The organism is Niabella pedocola (assembly GCF_021044425.1).
In the GTDB taxonomy this organism is placed as follows: Bacteria; Bacteroidota; Bacteroidia; order Chitinophagales; family Chitinophagaceae; genus Niabella; species Niabella pedocola.
Genome location: NZ_JAJNEC010000005.1, coordinates 2418391 through 2430808, shown reverse-complemented (window position 1 = coordinate 2430808; position 12418 = coordinate 2418391). Strand labels below are relative to the sequence as shown.

Below are 12418 nucleotides of genomic sequence, written 5' to 3'. Positions count from 1 at the left end.
CTATAACGAATGAACTGTATCAAGGGCAGATGGTACCTGCTTGCCGGCTTCGCATTACTGGTGGCCTGTAATCAGAAGCCCGAAACAAAGACAACACAAACGGCACCAAACGTAGCTCCTCCGGGGGCCTTGCAGCCGATAAATGCCACCAATCCTTATGAGCCTGTAGACGTGTCGCCGCTGGATATGAGTTATTACCCGGTACACTATCCCCTGCAGAAAATGAGCGGCAGCACCACAGAAAAGCCGGTAATGCGTGTTATTTACAGCCGGCCGCATCTCCAGGGACGTTCCCTGTTTGGTTCGGTTCTCAAATATGATCAGCCATGGCGGATGGGCGCCAATGAAGCAACCGAGCTGGATGTGTTCCGCCCCGTTTATCTGAACAATAAAAAAATTGAACCCGGACGGTACACCCTTTACAGCATCCCACACGAAAAGAGCTGGACAATCGCGCTGAATAACAACCTGGACACCTGGGGGCTCCGGCAGGACAGTACCCAGGATCTTTTAAGGGTAGAAGTGCCCTCTACAAGCAACAACCCGATGGTAGAATACTTTACCATGGTGTTCCGGCAGGCAGATACCGGGGCAAACCTGGTTATTGCCTGGGGTGAAACACTGGTGACACTTCCCTTCGTCATAAAATAAAAAAAGAGCAGAACGGTTGTTCTGCTCTTTTACTTTATAAAACCGGATCATCCGGTTAAAGGGCCGGCATCAACGATCGGCTCTTTTGTATTTTGCATCCTGTGTAAGGCTTCCGCTGTTATCAACGGTTACTTTATACATATTGCGGTTATCATTTACAATGATATGATAGCTGGTACCTTCGTTATTGCTGATTTCTGTAACCCCTGCAATCTCCTTGCCCTCATATTTCTTCCGGATCTGGTACAACACATGAGAAGGCAGTTCATTTTCTTTATAGTAACGGATCGTGCGGATCAGTGCTCCGTTATTGTCGATCATAACACGGGTAGCTACGGCTCCTGATTGAAAGCTGGCCTGGCTATACGTAGCGGTGGTGGACCATTGTACGTTCTGTGCCTCGGAAAACACCTGGTTAAATGTTTTGATCACTTTTTCGTTAACAGTAGGATTGGTAGGTACAGCGGCCATTGCGTTTAAACCAAGAGAAAGTGCAGCGGTAAGAATAAAGAGTTTCATTTTTTTTAGTTTTATGCCGGTTATGGCGGTTTATGTTTTTATTGCTTTGTTGAAACAAAAATAGCGTCAAACCCTGCCCCGGGTCAAGCGGGTTACGGCTGATGGCAAAAGAAAAGGGGGTGAACGGCTGTTTTTTGCGGATGAAAAACCTTCCGGAAGTTTTACCGGTGCCTGCTTTATCAGCGGTACGCTATAAATGCGTGTTGACTGTCCGTTAGGCTAACCCGTAGTAAAAACAGAATCCAATAAAGCATTGTGTATCGTTCTTTGCAGCTAAACCATTTTTAGTGGCAACACGAGCAACAATATCTTCAAACGCATCCTGATAAATCTTGTTGCCGGCGCATCTTTTAAATATGCCGTAATAGCTTCAGGAGAACCACAGCAGTTGCCGGCGTCGCCGGTACCATAGGGATATACGGATCATTGCCAGGTTCATTCAACTTGAGCGGATCAGGAGTTCCCGCTTATCATACAGTGTTCCTTTCGAATCTGGTCTGCGCAAGGCGGTTACAGGCGATAGCAACAACTGCTCTTCTGGTAATTACAGCGCGGGCTTCCGATGTGCGGTTTTGCCGACTGCAATGCATCCGGCCGAGATCCCGGCTCCGTTACAAACCTGCGGCCTTTTCCGGTTGTCTGCCCCACGTTCCCTTATCAAAAGGCGAAAAGATACCTGCAAGCGGGGGAAGCATCCCCTATATAAAAAAAAAGGGAGAGAACAAGAATGTTCCACTCCGTATTATACATGAGAAATGTTAAAGCTGGGAAGAGGGGTTAAATATCGCCCCTCTTATATTTTGCTGTTTGCATAACGCTTCCGTTATTGTCAGCGGTAACACTATAGATGCTCCGGCTATCACGCACTATAATATGATAATTGGTTCCTTCATTGTTGGTTACTTCGGTAACACCATATATTTCCTTGCCATCATATTTCTTTTTGATCTTGTAAAGAATATTTGAAGGCAGGTTGTTTTCCTTATAGTAACGGATGGTACGGATCAGGGCGCCGTTGTTGTCGATCACCGCGCGGGTAGATATAGAGCCCGAACGGAAACTGGCTTCGTTGTAATCGGCTGTAGTACTCCACTGCACGTCGCGGGCATTGGAGAATACTTCTTTAAATGTTTTTAATACTTTATCATTTACAGTTGGATTTACTGTAACGGCAGCCATTGCGTTTAAACCCAGGGAAAGCGCGGCAGTAAGAATAAAGAGTTTCATTTTTTAAAATTTTTATACCTCTTGGAGGTGGTTTAAGTTCTTTTATTGGTTTGTTTAGTCAAAAATAGTATCGGGTTGCACCTGCTGCAAGCAGTATGTGGCAGAATACCAAAGAAACGGGGTGAATGGCGGATTTCTCCGGGTAAAACCTCCAATTTTCTCGTGCCCGTAATTCATTCTTAACTTTTTTCGACCCCTTCCGGAATCATTAAAACGCGTTCCTATATATAAATCGCAAGAGTCAGCCAGATGTTACAGTTGGTACATAAAAAAAATGTTAAGTCTTTCTTAATTAGGCAGGGCGGCCATTTACGAACGTTCCGTAGTTTTAAGCAACGGTCGGAACTTCCCCCATATGGTTTCACCCGCGGCAATGCCTACCTTTGTGACCCATAAAAGATCAACTATGAAGCTGAATACAAAGATCATCCACGCAGGTGTAGAACCGGACCCTTCCACAGGTGCAATTATGACCCCTATTTTTCAAACGTCCACGTTTGTACAATCCGGTCCGAACCAGCACCAGGGTTACGATTATTCAAGAGCAGGAAATCCTACCCGTACAGCGCTGGAAAAATCGCTGGCCGCGCTGGAAAATGCACAACATGGCCTGGCCTTCAGCAGCGGGGTAGCTGCCACCGAAAGCGTGATCAAACTTTTAAGACCGGGGGATGAGGTGATTGCCGCTAATGATATGTATGGCGGTACTTACCGGTTGTTTTCAAAGATCTGGGAAGACTTTGGCATTAAATTCATATACATCGACACCACTCAAACAGAGCAGGTAGCCCGTGCTGTTACCAGCAATACGAAGCTGATCTGGATCGAAACGCCTACCAACCCCCTGATGAACATTACGGATATTGCCGCGGTAGCAGCCATCGCAAAAAAAGCCGGCGCCCTGCTTTGTGTGGACAATACCTTTGCTTCTCCCTACCTGCAAAACCCCATAGACATGGGAGCCGACATTGTTATGCATTCGGCCACAAAATACCTGGGCGGGCACAGCGATGTGGTAATGGGTACATTGATGTTCAACAGTGATGCACTGCGGGAGCGATTATTCTTTATCCAGAAAAGCAGCGGCGCCGTACCCGGGCCGATGGATTGCTTCCTCGTACTCCGGGGTATTAAGACCCTGCACGTACGGTTGCAGCGCCATTGTGAAAACGGACGGAAGATAGCCGGGTTCCTGGCCCGTCATGAAAAGGTAAAGAAGGTTTACTGGTGCGGTTTTGAAGACCAGCCAGGTTATGCGGTTGCAAAAAAGCAAATGCGCGACTTCGGCGGTATGATGAGTTTTGAATTAAAAGACGATTCCATGGAAGCGGCCACAAAGGTACTTACCTCTACAAAAGTGTTTGCACTGGCAGAGAGCCTGGGAGGTGTAGAGTCGCTGATCAACCATCCGGCCACCATGACACACGCTTCCATTCCCCGCGAAGAACGGATCAGGAACGGACTGAGCGATTCCCTGATCCGGCTGAGTGTAGGTATTGAAGATGTGGATGATCTGATTGAAGACCTGCGTCAGGCCATTGGTTCATAGCTGGTACGCCTGATCTTTTTCCGGAAGGATTATTGAACACATTTACGGTTGTATAAACATATATATGATCGTTATACTGCTGATCTGCCAGGGCGGATCAGCAGTTTTTACATACGGAACTGCATTAAATACGTTGAGTACCGATATGGTACCGGTTTGCTGCCGGCACCCGGGAACATTTCCTGCGGTATATTAAATTCAATAGCACTTGCTGCCGAACCGGTGAAATACGCCGGCATATTAATTTTTCATTCAGATCATCTAAAAATTAATATTCTCTCCTGTAAACCAACTATCTTGCAGCCAATTGGTCAATTAAAGATCATTTTATGAACAGGGAATTACCGGAAGCAGAACAAACAGCGCTATTGCAAACCATCCTTCAGATCAACAACAGTTACCTCGATTGGGAAAAAGTACAGCATATGTCCCTGAAGCCGGAAACCCTTTCCAATCCTGAAATATGGGAAGCGGCCCGGGAGGCCAGGAACCAGGGGTTTACCCGCAACCTGGTCATCAACGATACCGTTTTCACCTGGTCTGTTTCCAATGATATGGAAGCGGTGTTACACGATCTGGATGTACATCTGGCCGGGGGTAAAGACATTGCAGCGGTGATGGATCAGAAAAACGATCACCGCTACCTGGTAAATGCATCGCTGGACGAGGCCATGGCATCTGCCCAGCTGGCCGGCTATCCTGTTACAAAAAAAATGGTGAAAGAGCTGTTGTTAAAGAAGAAAACGACCGCCGACGAAACAGAGCAGGTGATTGTAAATATTTACAGGTGCCTGCAGAAAGTTAAAGAATGGGAGCAGGAATCCATTACGGCAGAGAAGCTGCTGGAACTGCATCAGCTCCTGACAAAAGACACCATCAAGCTCAAGGGTATCGGCCGGTACCGCACCAATAACAAATATGACGTTTCAAATATAGAAGATGCTGCTGCCTGTAAGGCGGTAGACGCAAAGGCCATCGGGTCCTGGATGCAATGGCTGGAGTCTTTTATGAATGAAGACAAAAAGCCATTCTACATACACCCCGTGATCAAAGCCTGTATGATCGCATATTTTGTTACCTATATCCGTCCGTTCAAAGACGGAAACGGGCGTATGTCACGCCTGCTCCTCTACTGGTACCTGCTGCGGAAGGGATACTGGGCGTTGCAGTATACATCTGTTTCCAATGTTATTGTCAAATTAAGAACCCAATATCAAAAATCTTTTCTCCAGGTACAGGCAGAGGCAGATATGGGTTATTTTATTCACTTTACGATCCAGGCATTGCGCATGGCAGACCGGTCCTTAAAAGAAAGCCTGCAACGTACCAATAAAGAAAGAGAAAGCAACCCCTTTGTAAAGATCGATGGACTAAACATCCGGCAGGCAACAGCCCTTCAATGGATAAAAGAAGATCCGGAAAAGATTGTTACGATACGCGAACTGCGGTCCGGTTTCGGCGTATCAAAAGAAACCGCACGTACCGATCTTACCGCACTAACCGAAAACGGCTGGTTGAAATTTTATCACCTGAATAAGAAAACATATGCCTTTGTAAAAGGCGACTCCTTTGAACAACTGATGCATGAAAAACACGCTCAAGGATAACCTGGCAAACTTTCTGAACACCAAGGCGGCCCTGTATGAGCAGCCGGATTTTATTGCAGATGACCCCATCTCGATTCCGCATTCGTTCTCCGCTCCGCAGGATATCGAGATCGCCGGCTTCTTTGCTGCAATACTCGCCTGGGGCAACCGGAAAAGTATCATCAACTCCTGTAAGCGTTTATTGCAGTTAATGGATCAGGCACCCTATGATTTTATCATGCATTTTGAGGAGGCCGACCTGAAGCCTTTTGTGCATTTCGTACACCGCACGTTTAATGCAACGGACCTGTTCCACTTCTTCGACGTTCTGCAACATCATTATAAAATACAAAAACAGGGCTCGCTGCAAACCGCATTCAGTAAGCACCTGCAACCGGAAGATGCCACCGTGGAAAAGGCGCTTGTGGGTTTCCGGCGGTCTTTTTTTGATGGTAAAATTTTCCCGCATTACCCGGTACGTACACAAAAACATATTGCCACGCCTGAACGCAAATCCGCCTGCAAACGGCTGAACATGTATTTGCGCTGGATGGTACGCAGCAATAAAAGAGGCGTGGATTTTGGATTATGGAAAAAGATCCGCCCGGCACAGCTCGTATGCCCGCTAGACCTGCATGTAGCCCGGGTGGCCCGTCATTTTAATCTGTTACACCGCCCGAATAACGACTGGCAGGCAGCCCTGGAATTATCGGAGCAGTTACGGATGCTGGACCCGGACGACCCGGTTAAATATGATTTTGCGTTATTCGGATTGGGCGTTATTGAAAAATTCTGATTGACCGGCATCAACTTAGTTGTAAAAAGAACGTTAAAGGAAAGAACACCTTGTGTAACGCAAAAACATGTTGCATCATTAAGATGATTTAAAAACCTTATTCATTGATTGATTCATTAAAATTTAAACACATGAAAAAATTATTCGCATTCGCATTATTGTCAATGGTTGCTTTTGGAACGGTAAGTGCACAAACTGTTGACCTGAGAAGAAAAATCACTGTAAGTGGTACTGCCGAAACAGAGATTACACCGGACATCATTTACGTAAGTATCTCCCTGAAAGAGTATCTTGAAAACGGCAATAGCAAAAAAAGAGTCGATATTTCCACACTGGAAAACCAATTGTTTGCTGCCGTACAAAAAGCAGGCTTCTCAAAAGAGCATTTAACCATCAGCAACCTGAACAGCTGGGCCAATACCACTGGCAAGAAGAAGAACCCCGATTTCCTGGCCAGCCGTCAGTATCTTTTAAAAGTAAGCGACCTGAATAAACTGGATCAAATCCTGGGCAGTGTTGACTCCAAAGGCATTCAAAGCACCGGAATCCAGAGCTATGATTATTCAAAAATGGAGGAGCTGAAAAAAGAACTGAAAGTAAAAGCCCTGAAAGCGGCAAAAGAAAAAGCCACTTATATGGTGGAGGCCCTGGGCGGAACACTGGGGAATGTACTGGAAATACAGGATGGCGGCGATAGCCCGATGCAACCTGTGATGTACCGCAATTATGCCATGAAGGCCGAAGCTGCTGATATGGCCGGAGGCGATGCCGACCTGGATTTTAAAAAGATCAAGTTAAGCTTTACCGTAAATACGGTTTTTGAAATCAAATAGGATTTAAAAACATGAATGTATAAAGGGACTGCTCTCCGGAGACAGTCCCTTTATACATTTAAAATCATCAACGGCCCTTTGAATATGAACCGGACCGGGGTCTCGCGTTTCACGCGTTGAATATATCAGAGACCTTTCGGCAAACCCTGGCGCTTTCGTTGAAACTTCATCGCCCCGGCTAAACCCAATCATCACCTTCGTGTTCTGAACCGGATATTAATCTCCAACACTACCACAACGACCATCCGCCTCCTACTTTCTTTTTAGCACCCGCCGGGCGCAGGTTATAGGTAAAGGTTGCCAGGAAATATTGCCCCAGGATATTGCTGTATGTGGTACGTACGGTATTCTGGTAAGGAATGATATCCGTGTTACGGGTCTGGTTCAGCAGGTCATTGCCATACAGCCGTAATACCGCACGCTCATCTTTGAAGAATGTAAAATTCACCCCCGCGTTCCACATAAACATGCGCCGGTACTGCGGATCCGCAAAGGCATTATTGTTCAGGTAACGCAGCTCCGTATCAAAGATCACATGCTTTATATACCGGAATACGAGTTCGGTACCCATCGTTTGATCAAAGCTCCGGGCCGGCGTAAACCGGGGATTGGTATTCTTTACACTCATATACGAAAATGAATAGGCCGGCCTTATTTCCAGTTTATCATCCCAGTTAAAACCCAGGTTGCTCCAGATATTGCTGTTTAGCCGCTGTTGTGTACTGGCCGCCTGGTTATAATAGAACGGACTTACCCGGTACTCCGTCCAGGTACCCACGTTCCATGAAAAGGTAAAGCTGTTTTTGTACTTGATATCCTGGTTGAGGCCAAAATTTGCGGCCACCCGTTTGCTTCCGTTTGCATTTACCGGCTTAATGGTTTGAATACCGCTTTCATCCACGGTAATGCTTTGCACCACATCATTATTGGCAATAAAGGCCTCACCCCAGCTCCATACATTGAGGTTGTTCTTCGGATTAAAGGTATTCAGATTCACTGAAACCATGTTCATGATCGCCGGTAAAAGCGTCGTATTGCCAAGGTTTATCACATAAGGATTGGTATTATTGCGAACCGGGATCAAATAATTATAATCCGGCAGCTGCACATCACGGGAAAAGTTTACGGTTAATTTTTTATAGGTGATCTCCAGTTGCGGTAACACGTTACTCTGTTTCTGGATGAGCGGATCGGGCATATAGGATATGCGGTTCTCAAACTGCTGGTACTGATAGCGGAGGCCGGGCGTGATGGCAAGGCCGTTGTGTTTAAATTCCAGCCCCGTGCTCACCAGGTATTTGTTACTGTTACGTAAGAACTCACTGCTCAGATCATTATTCGGGCGGTCATATAAAGCACCTTGCTTATCAAAAGTAGCTACGTTGTTTTTCAGGTTCTCATACTCATACCGTGTTCCTGCGCGAAGGAACCATTTTTTGCCCAGCGGCTCCCGGTAGTTAATACCGGCGTAGGCAAACCAGGTAGGGATGCGCTCGGTTCTTAACTGATTGGTAAGACTGTCGAATTTCTGGGGATAGATATAATGGATCAACGCATCGGTATAGTTATCTGCAGCCTTCCGGTTCCATACAACTCCCTGTGCAAAAGAGAGGCGACGTCCGGATTTGGCCTTTGATAAACGGGTTAATGAAAAATTCTCCCGCAGGATATTATTACGGGTATCGCCGTTGATGCCTACATTCCCATTATTTAGCTCGCCCAGTACGTTGCTGACACCGCTTTGGGTGTTCCGGCTCTGGTTGTTTTCATTACCCATAATATAATTGGCCGTTGCGGTGATCGTGGTAAGGGTGTCTGGTTTTAAATTCATTCCCACACCAAACGTGTGTGTATTGCCCCGGAGTACCGTATTATAAAGTGAGTTGTTGGTAATGACCGTATCTCCGTTAAAGATCCGGGTATTGTTATCCGTTTCCACATCCGTATGCACCTGTCCGAAGTAATATTGCGCAAAAAATGCCTTTTTATTATTGGGCGAATGATTGAGGTTAAAGCCCAAACCATTGCTGGCCGTAACGCCTCCCAGGCGCGACATCCCGCCGAAGTTGATGCCGTTAATGGAAATATTTGAGCCGAAGTTACTGTTGTTACTGCTATTATTGCCCCCGCCCGAAACATCGCGGTTGCGTCGCAAACCACCCGTCTGCATCAGGTCGCTCCAGCCAAAGCCCGGCCGGTTGAGGTTATTGCTATATCCCAGCAGGCTTACCTGCAAGGTATCACGGAAGATATTGGCAATGGCGCCTGCTTCAAACCGGCTTCCGTTAATACCGCCGCCGCCACCGGCATATGCTTTTCCAAACACGCCTTTTTTAACCCCTTTTTTAAATGTAAGATTGATCACCTTTCCTACATTGTTCAGGTTATCATCCCCGTTTTCCAGCAATTCATCCTTATCGTCCGTTACCTGTATCTTATCAATAACATTGGAAGGCAGGTTCCGGGAAGCCATTTTGGGATCGCTGCCAAAAAAGTTCTTTCCGTCTACAAGGATCCGGTTCACCCGTTTCCCGTTTACCATAATATTGCCCTGCTTATCTACCTGTACACCCGGCAGTTTTTTCAGCAGGTCCTCTACCAGTGCATTGGGTAAGGTTTTAAACGCATTGGCATTAAACTCTACGGTATCTTTCCGGATCACCATGGGCGGCCGTTCCGAAACAACCAGCACTTCATCCAGATCCTTTGCATCCGGTAACAGTGCAATCGTTCCCAGGTTAAGGCCCGATCCGGCAGATAACCGGAACTCCTTACGGTATACGGCGTATCCTGTAAAAGAAACAATGATCCGGTAAGGTTGCTCCGCAGCCAGTCCGGGAATGCGAAAGCCTCCGTCTTCTCCGCTTAACCGGTAAGTAACTACAGACGTATCCGATGCATTAAACACCGTAACTGTGGCCATATACAAGGGTTTGCCGGTAGTGGAGTCTACAAGTTTTCCCGAAATCGCGCTCTGTGCATGCAGGTTCAAGGCACAAAAAAATAATACTACAAATAAGGCGGCCCGGCTATAATAGGAGGGCCTGGAAAAGGTTTGCATATCTACTACACGCAGCACCCTGAAAAATGTTACAGAAAACCGCAGTACATTTTTTATTTTCTACAGGCTGGCTGCTGAAGCCGGGGAGGTTGTTGCACTAAGGGCACAGATTAGCACAGATATATATATTTCATGCTCGCGATTGAGCCTTCGGTACACACCTGAAAAACCTGCGAGCGACCCGAATCCGAACGACCAGTAATAAGACGAGGCAGGAGACGCATCACGAATAACTCCATCATTCAAACAACCGTTCCATACTCTGCGGGATGGTTTTGCTGTAATCCATCTGTATGGGCTTGTAGGTATGTTGCCATTTTTCGAATTGCTGTTCAAAATCCGCTCCGATCTTTGGAAGAGTCATCACGCCCATTTCCTTAAGTGCAGCAGCATTGCAGCATTGCTCGTATTGCCCCCGGATGGGGATGGCCATTATTTTTTTTCCCAGGTGTAAGGCTTCCGAAGGTGTTTCAAAACCACCGCCGGTGATGATCTCCCGGCAACTGATCAGACTTTTATTGAATAGTACCCGGTTCACCGGAAGAAACCGCAGATTTGCCTCACTCCGTTCCGAACCGGATTGCCGGCTGAAAATTTCGAAGCGGTGATCTTTAAATTTTAAAAAGATCTGCCGTAGCTCCTGGTCACAATAGGATGGAAGATATACCGTGATATGCCCTTTATCGGCCGGACTGCTTTCCAGGATGTCTTTTTTTATTACCGGTGTAAGAATGAAATCGTCATAGGATTTAAAATGCAGGCCCAGGTAGCGTTCTCCCCGGGCGTAATTTTTCAGCATCCATTCGCCCGAACGGCTCACCAGTTCCGGCCGCGGCACTTTGTTGCTTTGAAAGCTGGCCTGGTGTCCAAAATTTATAGATGGGATCTTCTTCAGCCTGCAGGCCGCAGCGGTGATGTATTCATAATCGTTGATCACAAAATCGTAATCTTCTACCGGGAGTGCGCGGATCTCTTTTTTCAACGCCAGGGGATTCACATGCCGGGCAATCTTCCAGTAATCGAGCCCGCCGTTACAGGTATAGTAAAGGCTCAGGCCCTTGCTCCGGTATCTAACCGGGGCATCCAGCTTCAGATTGCTGTTATTGCCGCTCAAAAAAATATCAACCGTTCCATATTGGGTTAAATAAGGGAGCAGCTCCATTGCGCGGCTGATGTGCCCGTTACCGGTAGCCTGAACGGCGTAGAAAATTTTCATTGTTTGTATCGGATAATGCATGTAAATAAAAGGCGATCTCGTTGGTCAGTACCGTTGCGCTGGGCTTTTCTTTTACAGCGCGTTCGGTTTTCATTTCCTTTTCATCGTAGGTGTATAACCGCCACTGGCTATCATAATATTCCAGGGCTGTCATATGCTCCATCCAGTCGCCGGAGTTCAAATAATCGACCTTTCCTTTGTCCGTACGCATTTCTTTTTTTTGCGGCTGGTGAATATGACCGCAAATAACCGTATCGAATTTTTTCTCAATTGCAAGCGCTGCTATTTTGGTTTCAAACGCATCGATGTTTACAATGCGTTTATTAAACTGCTCCATGATCTTGCGGGAAAGCGATAGTTTTTCTCTTCCGAAAAAATGCGACACCGCATTCATCCATTTGTTAAATACCAGCAGTGTGGCATAGCCGTTGCTCCCGAGCTTCCCCCAGAACTTGGCCTGCCGGGTAGTGGTATGGTCAAACACATCGCCATGAAAGATCCATACTTTTTTCCCGTTAATCTCAATCACCACTTTATCCGTAAGCAAAAAGTTGCCCAGCTCCAGGTCGGAGTAGCGGCGCATGCAGTCGTCGTGATTACCCGTGATATAGATCACCCGGGTGCCCGTGGAAAGTTTGTTAAACACTTCCTTTATGGCAGAAATATGATCGGGCGGAAAATAACGTTTGCTGAATTGCCATCCGTCAATAATATCTCCGTTTAAGATCAGCACCCGCGGATCAATACTTTTCAGATACGCAGTAAATTCCCGAGCCCGGCTGGCATAAGTGCCCAGATGCAGATCTGATACAACAGCTATTTCAATGCGGCGTTGGGCCATTCTGATTTATGTTTATCAAATTTCCATTTTCCGTGTAACAGAACTATTACCTTAATGTTATAATAATATTATCTATGTACGGCTGGCTGCTTCCATGCCTGTTCGGCGAACAACTCATCGCCAAACAGCGATGCTCATT

At 46.5% G+C, this 12418-nt stretch carries 10 protein-coding genes; 5 read left to right on the top strand and 5 right to left on the bottom strand.

Translation table 11 applies throughout. The annotated features are described in order from the left end of the window. The first annotated feature begins 9 nt into the window (after positions 1 to 9). Complete coding sequence (locus LQ567_RS17590) at positions 10 to 651, top strand: DUF2911 domain-containing protein (RefSeq protein WP_231006718.1); 642 nt, start codon at positions 10 to 12, stop codon at positions 649 to 651. A gap of 69 nt (positions 652 to 720) precedes the next feature. Here LQ567_RS17590 and LQ567_RS17585 read toward each other — a convergent pair whose 3' ends face one another. Together LQ567_RS17585 and LQ567_RS17580 are read right to left on the bottom strand one after the other, a co-directional pair. Next, the gene (locus LQ567_RS17585) at positions 721 to 1170 is read right to left on the bottom strand and encodes a hypothetical protein (RefSeq protein WP_231006717.1); all 450 of its coding nucleotides are present in this window, start codon (positions 1168 to 1170) and stop codon (positions 721 to 723) included. Positions 1171 to 1947: 777 nt separating this feature from the next. Next, positions 1948 to 2397 carry a hypothetical protein gene (locus LQ567_RS17580; RefSeq protein WP_231006716.1) on the bottom strand — a complete coding sequence of 150 codons (450 nt, stop codon included), beginning with the start codon at positions 2395 to 2397 and terminating at the stop codon, positions 1948 to 1950. 406 nt (positions 2398 to 2803) lie between these two features. Between LQ567_RS17580 and LQ567_RS17575 the strand changes: the two genes are divergently transcribed. The 4 genes from LQ567_RS17575 (at position 2804) to LQ567_RS17560 (ending at position 7161) form a co-directional block, all read left to right on the top strand. Further along, entirely contained in the window at positions 2804 to 3946 is a 1143-nt protein-coding gene (locus tag LQ567_RS17575; RefSeq protein WP_231006715.1) for a cystathionine gamma-synthase, read from the top strand. 329 nt (positions 3947 to 4275) lie between these two features. Next, complete coding sequence (locus tag LQ567_RS17570) at positions 4276 to 5553, top strand: Fic family protein (RefSeq protein ID WP_231006714.1); 1278 nt, start codon at positions 4276 to 4278, stop codon at positions 5551 to 5553. After that, positions 5531 to 6328, top strand: a complete 798-nt coding sequence (locus tag LQ567_RS17565) for a TIGR02757 family protein (protein ID WP_231006713.1) — start codon at positions 5531 to 5533, stop codon at positions 6326 to 6328. The genes LQ567_RS17570 and LQ567_RS17565 overlap by 23 nt, the downstream gene beginning before the upstream one ends. Before the next feature lie 131 nt (positions 6329 to 6459). After that, positions 6460 to 7161 (top strand): SIMPL domain-containing protein, encoded by a 702-nt coding sequence (locus LQ567_RS17560; protein ID WP_231006712.1) that lies wholly within the window; start codon positions 6460 to 6462, stop codon positions 7159 to 7161. Between the two features lie 229 nt (positions 7162 to 7390). Here the strand turns inward: LQ567_RS17560 and LQ567_RS17555 are convergent, their stop codons facing one another. The 3 genes from LQ567_RS17555 to LQ567_RS17545 all read right to left on the bottom strand — a co-directional run bounded on the left by LQ567_RS17555 (position 7391) and on the right by LQ567_RS17545 (position 12279). Beyond that, a complete protein-coding gene (locus LQ567_RS17555) occupies positions 7391 to 10222 on the bottom strand; it encodes a TonB-dependent receptor family protein (protein ID WP_262909672.1) in 2832 nt (943 codons plus the stop codon). A 238-nt stretch (positions 10223 to 10460) separates the two neighbouring features. Next, positions 10461 to 11438 (bottom strand): glycosyltransferase family protein, encoded by a 978-nt coding sequence (locus LQ567_RS17550; protein WP_231006710.1) that lies wholly within the window; start codon positions 11436 to 11438, stop codon positions 10461 to 10463. Further along, complete coding sequence (locus tag LQ567_RS17545; protein WP_231006709.1) at positions 11404 to 12279, bottom strand: UDP-2,3-diacylglucosamine diphosphatase; 876 nt, start codon at positions 12277 to 12279, stop codon at positions 11404 to 11406. Before LQ567_RS17545 ends, LQ567_RS17550 begins: the two co-directional genes overlap by 35 nt. Between the last annotated feature and the right edge of the window lie 139 nt (positions 12280 to 12418).